General features: G+C 71.9%; 17 protein-coding genes. 11 read left to right on the forward strand and 6 right to left on the reverse strand.

Going from position 1 to position 16,456, the window contains the following annotated elements; all coding sequences use genetic code 11:
* Positions 1 to 27 precede the first annotated feature (27 nt).
* The 3 genes from ACLQ25_RS14585 to ACLQ25_RS14595 all read left to right on the forward strand — a co-directional run bounded on the left by ACLQ25_RS14585 (position 28) and on the right by ACLQ25_RS14595 (position 2,266).
* Positions 28 to 600, forward strand: a complete 573-nt coding sequence (locus ACLQ25_RS14585) for a TetR/AcrR family transcriptional regulator (protein ID WP_425731409.1) — start codon at positions 28 to 30, stop codon at positions 598 to 600.
* A 102-nt stretch (positions 601 to 702) separates the two neighbouring features.
* Complete coding sequence (locus ACLQ25_RS14590; RefSeq protein WP_425731410.1) at positions 703 to 1,383, forward strand: NAD(P)-dependent oxidoreductase; 681 nt, start codon at positions 703 to 705, stop codon at positions 1,381 to 1,383.
* Between the two features lie 4 nt (positions 1,384 to 1,387).
* Complete coding sequence (locus ACLQ25_RS14595; RefSeq protein ID WP_425731411.1) at positions 1,388 to 2,266, forward strand: sigma-70 family RNA polymerase sigma factor; 879 nt, start codon at positions 1,388 to 1,390, stop codon at positions 2,264 to 2,266.
* A 77-nt stretch (positions 2,267 to 2,343) separates the two neighbouring features.
* On the opposite strand, the gene ACLQ25_RS14600 is transcribed toward ACLQ25_RS14595, so the two are convergent.
* Entirely contained in the window at positions 2,344 to 4,023 is a 1,680-nt protein-coding gene (locus ACLQ25_RS14600; protein WP_425731412.1) for a DNA repair helicase XPB, read from the reverse strand.
* Between the two features lie 173 nt (positions 4,024 to 4,196).
* Here ACLQ25_RS14600 and ACLQ25_RS14605 point away from each other — a divergent pair, with 173 nt between their 5' ends.
* Together ACLQ25_RS14605 and ACLQ25_RS14610 are read left to right on the forward strand one after the other, a co-directional pair.
* Complete coding sequence (locus tag ACLQ25_RS14605) at positions 4,197 to 5,081, forward strand: L,D-transpeptidase family protein (protein ID WP_425731413.1); 885 nt, start codon at positions 4,197 to 4,199, stop codon at positions 5,079 to 5,081.
* Between the two features lie 96 nt (positions 5,082 to 5,177).
* Positions 5,178 to 5,414: a hypothetical protein gene (locus tag ACLQ25_RS14610; RefSeq protein WP_425731414.1), complete on the forward strand. Its 237-nt coding sequence runs from the start codon at positions 5,178 to 5,180 to the stop codon at positions 5,412 to 5,414.
* Positions 5,415 to 5,439: 25 nt separating this feature from the next.
* On the opposite strand, the gene ACLQ25_RS14615 is transcribed toward ACLQ25_RS14610, so the two are convergent.
* Entirely contained in the window at positions 5,440 to 7,923 is a 2,484-nt protein-coding gene (locus ACLQ25_RS14615) for a helicase-associated domain-containing protein (protein WP_425731415.1), read from the reverse strand.
* A gap of 84 nt (positions 7,924 to 8,007) precedes the next feature.
* Here ACLQ25_RS14615 and ACLQ25_RS14620 point away from each other — a divergent pair, with 84 nt between their 5' ends.
* Entirely contained in the window at positions 8,008 to 8,631 is a 624-nt protein-coding gene (locus ACLQ25_RS14620) for an HAD family hydrolase (protein WP_425731416.1), read from the forward strand.
* Positions 8,632 to 8,658: 27 nt separating this feature from the next.
* The gene (locus tag ACLQ25_RS14625) at positions 8,659 to 9,045 is read left to right on the forward strand and encodes a cold-shock protein (RefSeq protein WP_088986676.1); all 387 of its coding nucleotides are present in this window, start codon (positions 8,659 to 8,661) and stop codon (positions 9,043 to 9,045) included.
* Here the strand turns inward: ACLQ25_RS14625 and ACLQ25_RS14630 are convergent.
* On the reverse strand, positions 9,006 to 9,836 hold the full coding sequence (locus ACLQ25_RS14630) for a 1,4-dihydroxy-6-naphthoate synthase (RefSeq protein ID WP_425731417.1): 831 nt from the start codon (positions 9,834 to 9,836) through the stop codon (positions 9,006 to 9,008). The genes ACLQ25_RS14625 and ACLQ25_RS14630 overlap by 40 nt on opposite strands.
* Positions 9,837 to 10,368: 532 nt before the next feature.
* On the opposite strand from ACLQ25_RS14630, the gene ACLQ25_RS14635 reads away from it, so the two are divergent.
* Entirely contained in the window at positions 10,369 to 10,500 is a 132-nt protein-coding gene (locus ACLQ25_RS14635) for a hypothetical protein (protein WP_425731441.1), read from the forward strand.
* The gene (locus ACLQ25_RS14640) at positions 10,479 to 11,273 is read left to right on the forward strand and encodes a helix-turn-helix domain-containing protein (protein ID WP_425731439.1); all 795 of its coding nucleotides are present in this window, start codon (positions 10,479 to 10,481) and stop codon (positions 11,271 to 11,273) included. The genes ACLQ25_RS14635 and ACLQ25_RS14640 overlap by 22 nt, the downstream gene beginning before the upstream one ends.
* Positions 11,274 to 11,340: 67 nt before the next feature.
* Here ACLQ25_RS14640 and ACLQ25_RS14645 read toward each other — a convergent pair whose 3' ends face one another.
* Complete coding sequence (locus ACLQ25_RS14645) at positions 11,341 to 11,991, reverse strand: futalosine hydrolase (RefSeq protein WP_425731418.1); 651 nt, start codon at positions 11,989 to 11,991, stop codon at positions 11,341 to 11,343.
* Positions 11,988 to 13,619 (reverse strand): MFS transporter, encoded by a 1,632-nt coding sequence (locus tag ACLQ25_RS14650; RefSeq protein WP_425731419.1) that lies wholly within the window; start codon positions 13,617 to 13,619, stop codon positions 11,988 to 11,990. Before ACLQ25_RS14650 ends, ACLQ25_RS14645 begins: the two co-directional genes overlap by 4 nt.
* 89 nt (positions 13,620 to 13,708) lie before the next feature.
* Between ACLQ25_RS14650 and ACLQ25_RS14655 the strand changes: the two genes are divergently transcribed.
* Positions 13,709 to 14,548 (forward strand): DUF3027 domain-containing protein, encoded by an 840-nt coding sequence (locus ACLQ25_RS14655; RefSeq protein WP_425731420.1) that lies wholly within the window; start codon positions 13,709 to 13,711, stop codon positions 14,546 to 14,548.
* Positions 14,549 to 14,574: 26 nt separating this feature from the next.
* Here the strand turns inward: ACLQ25_RS14655 and ACLQ25_RS14660 are convergent, their stop codons facing one another.
* On the reverse strand, positions 14,575 to 14,820 hold the full coding sequence (locus tag ACLQ25_RS14660) for a DUF2530 domain-containing protein (protein WP_007454822.1): 246 nt from the start codon (positions 14,818 to 14,820) through the stop codon (positions 14,575 to 14,577).
* An 88-nt stretch (positions 14,821 to 14,908) separates the two neighbouring features.
* Between ACLQ25_RS14660 and ACLQ25_RS14665 the strand changes: the two genes are divergently transcribed.
* Positions 14,909 to 16,387, forward strand: a complete 1,479-nt coding sequence (locus tag ACLQ25_RS14665) for an NCS2 family permease (protein ID WP_425731421.1) — start codon at positions 14,909 to 14,911, stop codon at positions 16,385 to 16,387.
* Positions 16,388 to 16,456 lie beyond the last annotated feature (69 nt).

Below are 16,456 nucleotides of genomic sequence, written 5' to 3' on the forward strand. Positions count from 1 at the left end.
AATGCTAGCGGTGCTAGGATTGCAGCCATGTCGACTCAGACGCGCAGGGAACGCGAGCGGGCGGAACGGGAACGCGCCATCGTCGCCGCCGCCCGGGAGTTAGCCCTGGCGGAAGGCTGGGACGCGGTGACGACCAGGCGGCTCGCCGCCGAGATCGAGTACAGCCAGCCCGTCCTCTACAGCCACTTCAAGGGCAAGGACGCCATCATGGCGGCGGTCGCCGTCGAGGGCTTCGCCGAGCTGGCTGTCGCGCTGGTCTCGGCCCGGGTCTCCGCCGCCGGCCCCCGGCAGGCCGTCGCCGACGTCGCGGCGGCGTACACCACCTTCGCCGAGCAGCGGCCCGCGATCTACGACGCGATGTTCACCCTCGCCGTCGACCTGCCGTTCGCCAGCTCGGACGTCCCGACCGACCTCGCCCGGGGTTTCGCCGAGCTGTCCGAGACCGTGCGCCCGTTCGCCGGGACCGACGACCTGGAGTCGGTCACCGAGACCTTCTGGGCCGGCCTGCACGGGCTGGTCACACTGATGCGCAGCGGCCGACTCCGCCGCGCAGACCACGACCGCCGGTTGGCCGTGCTCGTCCGCAGCTTCTCCCGATGAGTGTCGTCGCCATCGTTGAACGCGCTGACCTGCGGTTTGTCACACGCGAGCCGTGCGGATCGACGTTCCTTTCGACAGCCACCTCGGGAGGGAGCACACCGGATGCGTATCGTCGTTCTCGGCGCGAATGGGGGCACGGGTCGTCGCCTGGTACAGCAGGCGTTGGACGCCGGCCATGACGTACGGGCGGTGACCCGGCAGCCGAAGTCGTTCCCGGTCAGTGGCCCCGGCCTGGAGGTGGTAGCCGCCGATGCCACAACGGATGCCCCGGTGGGCGGCGCCGACGTGGTGCTGTCGACGTTGGGAGCGCCGTTCACCCGTCAACCGGTGACCCTCTACAGCCGCAGCACCGCCAGGGTCCTGGCCGCGATGCGCCGGGAGGGTCTGCGGCGACTCGTCGTCGTCAGTTCCAGCGCCACCGAGCCACACCACCACGCCGAGGGTGGCTTCTTCCTCAACCGGGTCATCCAGCCGCTGGTCACCGCCACGATCGGCAAGTCCACCTACGACGACATGCGTGCCATGGAGACACTGGTACGCACTAGCGACCTCGACTGGACGATAGTGCGACCGTCCGGACTGTTCGACAGCGACAGCGTCACCCGCTACAAGCTCTCCGAAAATTACTCCGACGGTGTCTTCACCAGTCGCGCGGACCTGGCGGCCTGTCTGCTGGCGCAGGCCACCGACACTGCCTGGATCGCCCGGACCGTCGCCGTCACCACCGCCGAGGGCACGCCGACGCTGTTGGCGATGCTGCGGCGGGAAGCGTTCGGGAAGTAGGCGGATGGACGACCAGCAGTGGTTCGCCGAGCAGTTCGCGCAGCATCGCCAGCGTCTGCGGGCCGTCGCCTACCGGCTGTTGGGTTCGCCGACGGAGGTCGACGACGCGCTTCAGGAGGCGTGGCTGCGCACCACGCGGGCCGATCCGGCCGCGATCACCAACCCCGCGGCGTGGCTGACCACGCTGGTCGGCCGGGTGTGCATCGACATGCTGCGGGCCCGGCAGGCGCGCCGCGAGCAGTTGAGCGCGACCTGGGAGCCGCTGGTCAGCGAGTACGGCGATCCGGAGGAAGCCAGCCTGCACACCGACGCGGTCGGTATCGCGTTGCTTGTGGTGCTGGACAGCCTTGAGCCTGCCGAGCGGCTCGCGGTGGTGCTGCACGACATGTTCGGTATGCCATTCGATCAGGTGGCCACCGTCGTGGGGCGTACGCCGGCGGCCACCAGGCAGTTGGCCAGTCGCGCCCGGCGGCGACTGCGCGAGCACGCCCCGCAGCCCCGGGCCGGTCTGCCCGCCCAGCGACGAGTCGTCGACGCGTTCCTGGCCGCCGCCCGCGCCGGTGACTTCGACGCCCTGCTGGCCCTGCTGGACCCCGACGTGGTGTTCCGCTCCGACCACGGACGCCGTGCGCGGCTCGCACCCGCCGTGCTCACCGGCGCGCACGCCGTGGCCGGCCGTGCCGCCGACGCCGGGCCACGATTCGCGCGCCTCTGCGCTCCGGCTCTGGTCAACGGGGTTGCCGGGGTCGTCGCCCGGGACCGGAGCGGCAAGCCCATCGCCGTCGTCGGCTTTACCGTTCGCGGCGATCGCATCGCCACCATCGACATGATTCTCGACCCGGACAAACTCCCCTCGGAGCTGCGGACGCCTCCGGTTCGTTGATCCGGCGGTATCCGAGTCGTTCGGATACCGCCAGATCGGCGACCTGAAGTCGACCAAGCGGCTGCCGACGCGGGGGGTCAGTCGAAGGACGGCAGGGACGGGCCGAGGACGTCGTCGGCGTCGACGATCGTGTACGCGTACCCCTGCTCGGCGAGGAAGCGCTGCCGGTGTGCCGCGTACTCGGTGTCGATCGTGTCCCGGGACACCACCGTGTAGAAGTGCGCCTGCCGGCCGTCGGCCTTCGGACGCAGCACCCGACCCAACCGCTGGGCCTCCTCCTGCCGTGACCCGAACGTGCCGGACACCTGGATCGCCACCGCCGCCTCGGGCAGGTCGATGGAGAAGTTGCCGACCTTCGAGATCACCAGGGTCCGCAACGAGCCGGACCGGAACGCGTCGAACAGCCGCTCCCGCTCCTTGTTCGTGGTCGAACCCTGGATGATCGGCGCATCCAGGTACTCGCCGATCTGGTGCAACTGGTCGATGTACGCGCCGATCACCAGCACCTGATCCTCGGGGTGCCGGTCGACGAGCGCCTTGACCACCGGCAGCTTCGTGCGCGCGGTCGCCGCCATCCGGTAGCGCTCCTCGGCCTCCGCTGTCGCGTACGACATGCGCTCCGCGTCGGTGAGCGTCACCCGGACCTCGACACACTCGGCCGGGGCGATCCAGCCCTGCGACTCGATGTCCTTCCACGGCGCGTCGTACCGCTTCGGCCCGATCAGGCTGAACACGTCGCCCTCGCGGCCGTCCTCGCGTACCAGAGTCGCCGTCAGGCCCAGCCGGCGGCGGGCCTGGAGGTCCGCCGTGAAGCGGAAGATCGGCGCGGGCAGCAGGTGTACCTCGTCGTAGACGACCAGGCCCCAGTCGCGGGCGCCGAACAGGTCCAGGTGGGTGAACGCGCCGCCACGCCGCGAGGTGAGCACCTGGTACGTGGCGATGGTGACCGGGCGGATCTCCTTGCGCTCGCCCGAGTACTCGCCGATCTCCTCTTCGGTCAGCGACGTACGGGCGATCAACTCGCGCTTCCACTGCCGGCCGGCCACCGTGTTGGTGACCAGGATCAGCGTCGTCGCCTTCGCCTCGGCCATCGCCGCCGCGCCAACCATGGTCTTTCCCGCGCCACAGGGCAGCACCACCACCCCCGACCCGCCGGCCCAGAACGCCTCCACCGCCTCCCGTTGGTACGACCGCAGGGTCCACGGCTTACCGCCGTCCTTGCCGGCTTCGGCCAGCTCGATCGGGTGCGCCTCACCGTCGACGTAGCCGGCCAGGTCCTCCGCCGGCCAGCCCAGCTTGAGCAGCGCCTGCTTGAGTCGGCCGCGCTCGGACGGGTGCACCCGGATGGTGTCGTCGTCGATCTTGTCGCCGAGCATCCCGGCGAGCTTCTTGCTCTTGGCCACCTCGATCAGCACCAGGCGATCGAGCGCCCGCAGCACCAGCCCGTACGCGGGATCGTTGGCGAGCTGGAGCCGGCCGTACCGGTCCATCGTCTCGGCCACGTCCACCAGCAGCGCGTGCGGCACCGGGTAGCGTGAGTACTTCAACAGCGAGTCGACGACACCCTCGGCGTCGTGCCCCGCCGCGCGGGCGTTCCACAACCCCAGCGGGGTCAGCCGGTACGTGTGCACGTGCTCCGGAGACCGCTCCAACTCGGCGAAGGGCGCGATCGCCATCCGGCAGGCCTGCGCGTCGGGGTGGTCGATCTCCAGCAGCAGCGTCTTGTCCGACTGCACGATCAGGGGTCCACCACTCACGCCAGCGTCCTCTCCTCGGTTGGCCGTCGGGACTGCGGTGGGCGCATACCCGCCGCTGGCCGACCATCCAGTGTTGCACGACGGGGAACGTCCCAAGAAAGATGCTCACCGGATGCAACCAGGACGGCACTCACGAACGTCTAGGAAAGGGACGACTGTCCAGGGGAGGTGCCATGCGGCGTGTCCGGCATACTTCCCGGCTGTTTGCCCTGGTGGTGGTCGTGCTGGTCGGCGCCGGCGCGTGCACGTTCGATCCGCAGTCCGGCGGGAGTGGTGGCGGGGGAGCCGCCCCGGTCGGCGCGGCGGAACAGGCATCGGGGGCGAGCGGCACGTCCGGGCCGGCCCAGCACGGCCGGCCCACCACACCGTCGCCCACCCCACGCCCCACCACACCACCACCGACGAAGAGCACGCCGAAGCCGAAGCCGAAGCCGACCACCGCCAGGTCGACGTCGCCGACCGCCGCCGGCTGCCCGCAGGGCCAGCACCAGCGCGCGGTGGAGACGTACCTCGCCCGGCTGGGCGGGTTCGGGGCCGTCACCGTCGACGGGCGGCAGTCCGCCGCCGACTGCGCCGCCATCAAGAAGTTCCAGCAGAGGTACGGCATTCGCCCCGTCGAGGGTCGCGCCGGACCGACCACCCTCGACGTGGCCCAGCGCCTCGCCACCACCGACACGACCCGCTGCCAGGCCGGCGCGGGCACCACGTTCTGCGTGGACCTGACCCGGCAGACCGTCTGGGCGATGCGGGGCGGCAAGGTGGTCATGGCACCGACCGTGACCCGCACCGGAATGTCCGGCTACCGCACCCCTTCCGGCACGTACACGGTCAACTTCCGCAACCCGAAGGAGTGGTCCGACCCATACGAGGTGTGGCTGCCCTACTGGCAGCACTTCACCCAGGGCATGGGCTTCCACGAGACCACCACCTACCTGCACGACAAGTCGATCGGCTCGCACGGCTGCGTCAACCTGCTGCACGCCGACACCGTCCGGATGTGGGAGCTGGGCAAGGTCGGCACCCGTGTGGTGCTGATCGGTCGCCGCCCCGGCACCTGAGCGGCACGCCCCCACTTCCGGGTTTTATCCCCTGTCACACCGGTCGCAGGAGTGTCACGCTGGGAGTCCAGGGCCGGACCGGGCGGGAGGCTGGGTATGACGGTCGACCGGGAATTGGTCACGCAGTACGAGCAGGCGCCGCCCGACGAGGTGTCCCGCGCGACGGTGTTCGCGTACGCCTTCGCGGCGGCGCTGCTCTTCGGGTGGTTCCTCTTCGGGTGGTTGGTGCTCCAACAGGGCTTCGTCGACTCGGTCGGCGAGTCGGCCGGGGCCGGCTTCGCCCTCCTGCTGCTCGTCTCGGTGGTCGGCACCGTACGACGCAGCCGCCGCTGAGCGACCACGGGAGAAACGGAGCCGCTCAGTCCGCCAGCACCGCCGCGGTGATCCGGTGCAGCGCGAAGGTGTGCAGCATCTCGGTCCGCTCGTCCTCGGCGCGCAGGTAGCCAGCCCCGATCGAGACGGGCTTCACCAGCCGTGACGCGGTCGCCCCGTGGGCGTCCACATACCCGACCCAGACCAGCGCCCGATCCCGGACCGCCTGTTGAAGCACGGCGAGCGCCTCGCTGTGCGTGTGCGCCGGCACCGGGCCGCCGCCCAGCCCCGCAGCCCCACCCCGGACCACCGCCGGGGCGCGACGGGCCGCACGCGCCGCCGCCTCGCCCCGCCGGATGTGCTCCACCACCCCGAGCAGCCGGGGCATCGGCAGCTTCGGGGTGACCAGCGGGTCCAGCGTCCTGGTGCTCACCCCTACCCGCGCCGGAGCGCGCCGGACCCGTGGCCGGATCAGCATCGTGCTGCCCGCGCCGTCCTCCTGCACCGGCGCGTACCCGGCCTCCCGCAGCGCGCTGAGCATACGGCTGACCTGGTACGGGGTGGTCAACACCGTCGGCGCCAGCCGACGCAGCGTCAGCGACTCCAGCCGCCGGTCGGCCAGCACTTCGGTGAGGAGCGCCTCGTCGTCGCTGCGCAGGTACGCCCCGGCCGAGCCGGCCCGCAGCCCGCCGTGCTTACGGGCCACGTCGTCCACCAGGTAGCTGAGCCCCTGCGGCACCGGGGTACGCGATCGGCGACGGAACAACTCGTGCAGGTCGTCGGCCGTGTAACCGGCGTCCAACGCCCGCCGGACGCTCGCCGTGGTGACCCGGTGCACACTCGCCCCGCCGGCCGACTCGAGTTCGGTCGTCGCCTCCAACTCGGCGGCGAGCGCCGGCTCGGGCGGCCCGGGTACGACCACGGTCAGGTCGGCCTGCACCAGGAAGTGGTCGACCGGGGCGGGCAGCAGCGCGTCCAACGCCCGTGCCGCACCGGACGGATCGCCACTCTCGGTGTCCGCGTGCAACCCCAGCGGGTCGCCGCCGGACTCGTCGGTCGACGTCAGCTCGCCCAGCAACAACCGTCCGTACGAGGTGAGCGCCCCCAGCCCGGTCATACCGAGCTGCGCCCCCTCGGCCAGCACCTCCCGGTGGGCGGCCTCCCGACCTCGGCTGCGCCGTGGCATCCGCCAGTCCAGCAGGGCCTGCAATTCCTCCGGGGTGGGCGCGGTCGCCGGCTCCAGGTCGGCGAGCACCCCGAGCACCGCCCGGCGGGTTGCCGGCGCACCGGCCCGCTCGGCCTCCGCGGAGAGCGCGGTGATCGGCCGGTCCCGGTCGTCACGCCGACCGACCAACCCCACCTGCCGGGTCATGGTCATCCAGGCGCGGGCCAGGTGCTCCCACCGTAGGGCCAGTGATCCGGCCCGCCACACCTCGTACCCGCCGGTCGGCAGCACCTGCTGGTCCGCCCCGTACCGACCGGTGGTCGTGCCGGGCATCTCCATCTCACCGGCGAGCCCCGCCGCGTACGCCACCTCGAGCAGCAGCGCGGTGGTCGGCTCGTCCAGGCCGGCGGTGCGGGCCAGCCGGCGCAGGTCGCGGACGCCGATGCCACCCGAGCGCAGCACCGGGGCGGGTTCGGCGGCGAGCTGTTCCAGCAGCCCTTCGGTGTGCCGGACCACCTCCATGGTCTGCCCGGCGCCGGCCGAGTCGACCATCTTGGGCTCGCGGGGAGCGGCAGCCACCGACGGCGGGCTGGTCTGCAACGGCCCGAGCGGACCGCTGTCGCGCCGCAGCAGGAGGCCGATTTCACGGGGCAGCTCGACGGTGCCGCCAGCCGTCGCCGAGCCGGCCGAGATGGTCACCAGCAGCCGGTTGTCGACCAGCCAGCGCACCGGTGAGCCGGTTGGCGCGCCGCCGTTGGTCGGGTCGGCGAGGACGTCGTCCTGCGCGCCGATCGCCGGTGCCTGCAGCGCGCCCGGGGGCACGCTACCGACCGGCGGTCCGGCCGCCAGCCGGTCCAGGATCGCCCGGGCCGACGGGGGCGCCGCGAGCAGCGTCCGGCGCAGTTTCGCCGGGTCCGCGCAGAGAGCGGCCGCGCGAACGTCCAGGTCCGCGGCGGGTCGACCAAGTCCAGCGGGGTACGGGGAGACCTCGTCGACGGCGGCCGCCACGTGCAGGGCGTGCTCGGGGCCGTACAGCAGGAACAGCGCCCGCAGCCGGCTCACGGCGGCCCGGACCGCCGTCGGCGCCGGTGGGTGCGGCCCGGCGGTCGCCATGGCGAGGATCGTGTCGGTGGCGGTCGTGCCCTCGTCCGGGTGCCGGGTGAGCCGGCCGGCGTCCAGGATCAGCAGGGTGAACTGGTCCAGCCCGTCCAGCGCGCGGGCCACCGAGACCCGGGACTGGGCGCGGATGGCCAGAGCGGAGATGTCGGCCGGCACGGGCACGACGAGGTCTGGCCGCAGTTGCAGGAGTGCGGCCAGTGACTCGTCGGGCAGCGACCGCAGATGGTCGGCGAGTGAGGTGGTCATCGTCTTTCCACGCTAGCCCGGGGTGGGCCGGTCGCGCCCCTCGGACGTATGGCCGGCTGTGCGTCGGCGAGTAGGTTTCTCGACATGTCTGCACTGACCGTCGGATTCGACCTCGACATGACCCTGGTGGACTCCCGTCCCGGCATCGCCGCGGCCTACCGGGCGCTGACCGCGAGAACGGGCGTTCCGGTGGACGCCGACCTGGCGGTGTCCCGCCTGGGCCCGCCGCTGCGCACCGAGATCGCCCACTGGTTCCCGCCGGAGCAGGTCGAATCGGCCGTCCTGTTGTATCGCGAGCTGTACCCGGCGTACGCGATCACCCCGACGGTCCCGATGCCCGGAGCGCGGGAGGCCATCGACACGATCCGTGCCCGGGGCGGAAGGGTGCTCGTCGTCACCTCCAAGATCGCCCGGTTGGCCCGGCTGCACCTGGACCATCTCGGCCTGGTGGTGGACGAGCTCGCCGGTGACCTGTTCGCCGAGCAGAAGGCGACCGCCCTGCGGGAGCACGGCGCGACCCACTACGTGGGCGATCACGTGGCGGACATGGTGGCGGCGGGGGTCGCCGGGGTGCCCGGAATCGCCGTGGCGACGGGCCCGTGCTCCCCGGATGAGCTGCGTGCGGCGGGGGCGAGCGTCGTGCTGGACGATCTCACCGGATTCCCAGCGGCGCTCGACGGCATGATCCAGCTAGCCTTGGAGCAGTAGCGGCTCAAGTGAAGCAGGGGTTTTCAGGTGCCTACGGGTCGAGTGAAGTGGTACGACACGGCCAAGGGATACGGCTTCGTCACCAGCGACGAGGGCGGTGACGTGTTCCTGCCCAAGGGCGCGTTGCCGGCGGGCGTCACCGACCTAAAGGGTGGTCAGCGGGTCGACTTCAGCGTGGTGGACAGCCGCCGTGGCGCCCAGGCCATGGGCGTGAAACTGCTGGACGCGCCGCCGTCGATGGCGGAGCTGCGGCGCCGGCCGGCCGAGGAGCTGCACGGCCTCGTCGAAGACATGATCAAGGTGCTGGAGGCGAAGGTCCAGCCGGACCTGCGTCGGGGCCGGTACCCGGACAAGAAGACCGCTCAGAAGATCGCTCAGCTGGTCCACGCGGTCGCGCGCGAGCTGGAGGTCTGAGGCACCAGCCCGGCGGTGGCGGCGCGGTCGAGGAGCGCCGTCACCGCGGCGAAGCCGGCCTCACCCAGGTCGGCCGTGAACTCGTTGACGTAGAGGCCGATGTGCCGGTCCACCACGTCGAGTTCCATCTCCTGGGCGTGCGCGAGGACGTACTCCCGGCTGACCGTCGGGTCCGCCCAGGCCTGCCGGACGGACTCGCGGATCCAGCCGGCGGCGGCCTCCGGGTCGACCGCGCCGCGACGGGCCAGGATCGCGCCGAGGGGAATGGGCAGGCCCGTGTCGGCCTCCCACCACTCGCCGAGGTCGACGAGCGCGGTCAGGCCGTGCCGGTGGTAGGTGAAGCGGGCCTCGTGGATGACCAGGCCCGCGTCGTAGCGGCCGGCCGCGACGCCCGGCATGATCTCGTGGAACGGAACCACCTCGATCCGGGCCGGCGGCCGTCCGGCCGACCAGAGCCGGAACAGCAGGTACGCGGTGGTCCGGTCGCCCGGCACGGCCACCGTGGCACCGGTCAGGTCGGTGCGGTCGCCCCGGGTGAGCACCAGCGGCCCGCACCCGCGACCGAGCGCGCCACCGCAGGGCAGCAGGTGGTAGTCGTCGAGCAGCCACGGCAGCGCCGCGTAGCTCACCTTCACCAGGTCGAACGCGCCCCGCTCGGCCGCCGTGTTGGTGACGTCGACGTCGGCGTACGTCACCTCGACCGGCGGTGCGCCAGGCACCCGCCCGTGCACCAGGGCGTCGAACACGAACGTGTCGTTGGGGCAGGGCGAGATCGCCAGAGAGAGCGCCACGCCCCTCACGTTAGCCCCGCCTTCACCCCGTGGTCCCTGCCCACCCTGCCCACTGTGATCCGCGACGGCTGGGCCCGACGGCTGGGCCCGACGGCTGGGCCCGACCGCTGGGCCCGCCCGCTGGGCCCGACGGCTGGGCCGACGGCTGGGCCGACGTCTGGGCGGTCGTCGGTGGGACGGTCGTCGGCTGAGTGGCCGTGGCCGTGGGCGGGGCGGCCGTCGGCGGCGTCGACGTCCACGTCGGCGGGCGGGAATGCGCCCCGGTCGACCCGGCACCTACCTCGGACATCCTTTGGAGCTGATGTCGGAAACGAATCGCTTGCGCTTTACCCGCGTCCGGGACCGGGGTGGGGTGGACCGGGGAACTGGACCGGTGTGTGTGTTGATTCCGCAGACGATTCAGCTCCAAAGGACTCGCGCAGAGGTCGTCGTCCACCACCCGAGAGGGTTTTCCACAGGGTTGTCCACAGCTTCGGCGGGGGTGTTGATAGCTCGCCGCGCAATCGGGACCATCGGCCGATGACCGATGTGAGTGATCCAGCCGGAGCCGGAGCCGGAGCCGGAGCCGGAGCCGGAGCGGACGTCGGCGTCGACGCCGACCGGAGCGGCGGATCGGCGAACCTGGGGCGCGTTCTTCGTGCCCTGCGTCGTCGAGCCGACCTGAGTCAGCGGCAGCTCGCCGCGAGATCGGGAGTACCCCAGCCGACGCTCGCGAGGATCGAGTCCGGGAGGGCGGTCGACCCCAGATTCCGGACGGTGGAGCGTCTCGTCGAGGCGGCGGGTGGACAGGTGGTCCTCGGCATACCGGCGGGGGACGTCAGCGAGCCGGCGTCGGTGCCGCACGACGATATGCGGGACGAGGCGGGACGTCGGTACCCGGCCCATCTGGACGTGTGGCCGGTGTACGAGCCCCGGGACTGGCCCGGCGCGTGGTGGGCGGAGTGGTATCGGTTGCCGCCAGAACGGTATCCACTGCCGTTGCCACCGGCCGCCTACGAGCTGAACCGGCGCTACCGCGACAACCGTCGGCGGGGCGCTGAGGTTCAACGGACAGTGCAGGTTCGCCGGATCGTCGGCGGCGATGTGCCAGCCACCTGTTGGCGGTACGTCGCGGAGCTTCCCGATCGCACCCTGGTCGGCGAACTACGGGCTCACGAGCGGAGTCCGCAGCTCGAGTACGGACAGCGGTTCCCCGGCATGCCGGAGCGGGAGGTGGCACTCGACGGCGTCCTCGTCGAGGCTCGACATCGGCGGTTGGGGCTCGGGCGACGCCTGGTCACGGCGCTGGTCACCGATATGCGAGCGGCGGGGATCGACGACGCTGTCGCCGTGGCGGAGGGCTTCGGCGTTGATCTGCTGCTCGCGTGCGGTTTCGAGATAGAGGCCCGCCGGCCGTTCGCACTCCGTCTGAGTCCCCCACGGCGGCCCGCCGGCTGACCTTGTGCGGGAAGGCGCAGCGTCGTCCGGAAAGGCGCAGCGTCGTCCGAAAAGCTCAGCCCCGGGGTCAGCCCAGCGCCGGAGCCGCCTTGGTCAGGGCGGTGAGGGCCTCGCGCAGCCGCCAGGCGTCGCGGTCGCGCGGGCCGATCGGGTTGGAGATGGTGCGCAGCTCGGCGAAGGGCACTCCGGCCTGTGCGGCGGCGACGGCTACCCCGTACCCCTCCATGGCCTCGGCCACCGCCTCCGGATGCCGCCGGCGTAGCTCCTCGGTGCCGGCGGCGGTGCCCGTGACGGTGCTGACCGTGAGCACCGGGCCGATCGTGGCCATGGGTAGGGCGGCTCGCAGCGTTGCCAGTAACGCCGGGTCCGCAGGGACGACGCTGCCGCCGCCGAGCAGCGCGGGTGGCATGCCCAGATCTTCGATACCGATGAAGCCGTCCGGTGAGTCGGCGCCCAGGTCGGCCGCGATGCTCGCGGTGCTGAGCACAGTGTCGCCGACGGCTGCGCGCCCGGGAAAGCCGCCGGCCACGCCGGCACTGATCACCGCACGGTACGGACGACCGGCCGCCTCGGCCAGGGTCAGCAGCCGCGCGGTGGCGGCACCCGCGACGGCCGGGCCCACCCCGACCGGGGCGACGGTCACGTCGGTGGCGGTCAGCCCGGCCTGTACGGCGTCCGCCTCGGCCGGCACCGCGGTCACCACCAGCAGACCGCTCACGAGAGCGAGCCGGGGGACTCGCGGCGGGTCTCGTCGTCCGCGCCCCCACCCGGGCCGCCGACCGACGAAGAGGGCCGGTAGATGTGGTAGCCCGGCGGCGCGAGCCCCGCTTCGTCCTGCCGCTGCGACGTGGCCTGAGGTGGCGCCGGCGAGGTGGGCGTGACGGTCTCGGGCGCGACGGTCTGGGGCGGGACGGTCTCGGGCGCGACGACCTCGGGCTCGTCCTCGGCCAGTTCGTCGTCACCCAGCGGCCGGCCGGCCAGCTTCTCGGTGCGTAGCCGAGCGGCGACCAGCACTCCCCGGACGGCGGCGACGATGCCCACCCCGGCGGCGACCGCGATGCCGGTCCGGCCGGCGAACGGCACCAGCCCGAGCCCGCCACCGACGACGAAGGCGAGCATGAGCACCGTCTCGGAGTGGGCGAAGGAACTGGCCCGCAGCCGCTCCGGGATGCGCTCCTGGATCGAGGCGTCCACGGCGAGCTTGGCCACTCCGCTGACCAGCGCGGTGACCAGGCAGAGCAGGGCCACCATCAGCAGCGAGAACTGGATGACGGCGAGTACCCCCACCCCCGCCACAATGATCATGCTGCTGGACTGGATGGCGGTCGGCCGGTGGATGCGCAACCGGGTGCCGACCGCGGTCGCCAGGAAGCTGCCGATGGCCAGGGCGCCGCCAATCAACCCCAGCGCCCACTCCGCGCCCAGGTCCCGCCCGAACACCCCGGTGGTCAGATCGCCCTTCTTGATGGCGAACGCGAGGAAGAGCAGCAGGAAGCCGTACACGGCACGCAGGGTCGCGGCGCCGATCAGAGTGGCGATCACCAGCCGTCCGGCGGGCCGGCCCCGGCCCAGCGGCCGGTCCTTCCGACGGCTCAGGGCGCGGAGCGCGCGGGGGACGCGCTCGGGTGGCTCCGAGTCCGCCTTCGGGGGCAGCCGCAGCGAGATCACCATGCCGATCAGGAAGATCACCGACGCGACCCGCAGCGGCCACTGCGGCCCGAACCAGAAGGCGGCCAAACCGATCGGGGCCACCAGCGCGCCCGCCACCGTGCCGTACACGCTGGCCCGGGCACCCACCTGGGAGAGGCCCAGCCCTTCCGGCAACAGCCGGGGTACCGCCGCCGAGCGGGCCACGCCGTAGGCGCGCGACAGCGCCAGCACGCCGAACGCGGCCGGATAGAGCCCGAAGCCGTGGATGTAGTCCGAGATCAGCCAGGCCAGGAACGCCCGGCCGAGCATGGTGGCGGCCAGCGCGTACCGCCGGCCGTGCCGGAAGTGGTCCAGCAGCGGCCCCACCACGGGTGCGAGCATCGCGAACGGCACCATGGTCACCAGCAGGTAGAGCGCGACCTTGCTGCGGGCCTCACCCAGGGGCACGTTGAAGAAGATCGTCCCGGCCAGGCCGATGGCGATCAGGGTGTCACCGGCGCAGGAGACGGCGTGCAGGTCGAACAGCCGGATCATGCCGACCTCGCCGCCGGCGCCCCGCGTCCGGGCCCGACCGGCCCGGCGGGTCACCCAGCGGCCGCTGCCCACCGAGCCGCGCAGGAGCAGACGGATCGCCCGAATGCCGGTGCCGACGGTCCGCCCGAGGAGGGATCGCCCGGAGTGGGAGTACGGCGGCATGTGCACCATCCTCGCCCATCCGACGCAGGTGTGTCGCATCAGTCGCGGTGAAAGGTTCCCCGGGAGTCCCTGTCACCCCCGCGGGGAGCATGGGGAACAATGGTCTGGTGACCAGGCCCGTCTCCACCCGTGCCGCCCGCCTCGACCAGGTCTGCGCCGCCGCCGTCGAGGTGGCCCGCGCCGGCATCACCGAGGTGGACGCCGACGACGTCGGCGACCACCTGCAGGTCGTGTCCGAGGGGGAACGGCTGGTCACCCACTACTTCGAATGCCGCCTCGCCGGCTACCGAGGTTGGCGGTGGGCGGTCACCGTCACCCGCGTCCCGCGCAGCCGTACGGTGACCATCTGCGAGACGGTGCTGCTGCCCGGTCCGGACGCGCTGCTCGCGCCCGGCTGGCTGCCCTGGCAGGAGCGGCTCAAGCCCGGTGACCTCGGCCCGGGTGACCTGCTGCCGACCGCTCCGGAGGATGAGCGGCTGGTCCCCGGCTACCTGCTCTCCGACGACCCGGCGGTCGAGGAGACGGCCTGGGAGCTGGGTCTCGGTCGGGCCCGGGTGCTCTCCCGGGAGGGTCGGGCCGACGCGGCGCAACGCTGGTACGACGGCGAGCACGGCCCGACGGCGGCCATCTCCACCGCGGCGCCGGCCGCCGCCCGCTGCGGCACCTGTGGCTTCTACCTTCCGTTGGCCGGGGCGATGCGGCAGGCGTTCGGCGCGTGCGGCAACTTCTACGCACCCGATGACGGCCGGGTGGTCAGCGCCGACCATGGTTGCGGCGCGCACTCCGAGACGCTGATCGAGGCCGCCGAGACCGCGGTCGAGGACCTACCAACGGTGTACGACGACAGCGCCGTGGAGGCCATGTCGGTCAGCCGTGCGCCGGGTTCGGTCGATGCGGGGGAGCCGGCGGAGCCGTACGGGCACCCCTGAGCGTGCTTCGGCGCGGGCCGGTGCGTTCAGTTCGCCCGGCGGCGGCGTCGGTTGGCGTCGTGCCGCAGCATGACGGCCAGGCCGGGGAAGCCCCACAGGAAACCGGCCAGGCAGGTCCAGAGCCAGTTCTCGTGATCGTGCTCGGTCAGCCAGCCCCGGAAGAACACCAGTAGCACCAGTCCGACGACCGCCCACGCGATCAGGCCGGCGACGGCGAACGGCACCATCGGCGGGTCCAGCGGCGCGGGACGCGGTGGCTGGTCGTTCGGCATCGGGCAAGCGTACGCGATGCACTTCCCCTGCCCGCCAGCGATCTGGGACGATGCGCGCGTCAACCGGAAGATCACCTGTGAGGTCCTCATGGCAGTAGCGCCGCCCGAGAATGACACACCTCCCAACCCCGCTCAACCGCGTAACGGCTTCGACCGGTTCTTTGAGATCTCCGCCCGCGGCTCAACGTTGAGCCGTGAGGTACGAGGTGGCCTGGCGACCTTCTTCACGATGGCGTACATCGTCGTGCTCAACCCGCTGATCCTGGGCGGCGCGGTCGACGGTGACAACAAGACTCTCCCGATTCCGGCGCTGGCCGCCGCGACGGCGCTGGTCGCCGGCCTGATGACCATCCTGATGGGTGTCGTCGGCCGGTTCCCGTTGGCGCTCGCCGCGGGTCTGGGCGTCAACGCCCTGGTGGCGTACGAGATCGCTCCCGAGATGACCTGGGCCGACGCGATGGGCCTCGTGGTGATCGAGGGTGTGATCATCGCGCTGCTGGTGCTGACCGGTCTGCGTACCGCGGTGTTCCGCTCGGTGCCCACGCAGATGAAGACGGCGATCGGCGTCGGCATCGGCCTCTTCCTGACCATCATCGGTCTGGTGGACGCCGGCTTCGTCCGGCGGCTCCCGGACGCCGCCAACACCACCGTCCCGGTCGGCCTGGGCGTCGGCGGCAAGCTGGTGAGCTGGCCACTGCTCGTCTTCGTGGTGGGCCTGCTGCTCACGCTGGTGCTCGTGGTGCGCCGGGTCCGGGGCGCGATCCTGATCGGCATCCTCGCGTCCACCGTGCTGGCGGTGATCGTGGAGGCGATCGGCAACATCGGCCCGTCGTTCGTCGACGGCAAGCCCAATCCGAAGGGTTGGGCGCTGAACGTGCCGGAGCTGCCCAAGACGGTTGTCGACGTGCCGGACCTGTCGCTGCTCGGCAAGTTCAACGTGCTCGACTCGTGGGGTCGGGCCGGCTGGGTCGTCGTGCTGATGTTCATCTTCACGCTGCTCATCACGGACTTCTTCGACACCATGGGCACGATGGTCGCCGTGGGCCAGGAGGGTGGCCTGCTGGACGAGAAGGGCACCCCGCCGAGGGCCAAGGAGATCCTGCTGGTCGACTCGATCGCGGCGGCGGCCGGCGGTGCGGCCAGCACCTCCAGCAACACGTCGTACATCGAGAGCGCGGCCGGTGTCGCGGAGGGTGCCCGGACCGGTGTGGCCAACCTGGTCACCGGCGCCCTCTTCCTGCTGGCGATGTTCCTGGCGCCGCTGGTGGTGATCGTGCCGTTCGAGGCGGCCTCGACGGCGCTGGTGGTGGTCGGTTTCCTGATGATGACCGCGGTACGGACGATCGACTGGTCGGACTACGAGATCGCCATTCCCGCGTTCCTCACCATCGTGCTGATGCCGTTCACCTACTCGATCTCGAACGGGATCGGCGCTGGTCTGATCACCTTCGTGGTGGTCAAGCTGGCCCGGGGCAAGGCCCGGGAGGTCCACCCGCTGCTGTACGGGGTGGCCGCCCTCTTCGTGCTGTACTTCCTGCGCGGGCCCATCGAGTCGCTGGTGCTCTGACAGGTGTCGTCCGGGCGGGGGGTCGACTGTGATTCCCCGCCCGGAACAGCACAAACATCCCCGTGAGCC

Origin of the sequence: Micromonospora sp. DT44 (assembly GCF_049841635.1) — a bacterium.
GTDB lineage: Bacteria > Actinomycetota > Actinomycetes > Mycobacteriales > Micromonosporaceae > Micromonospora.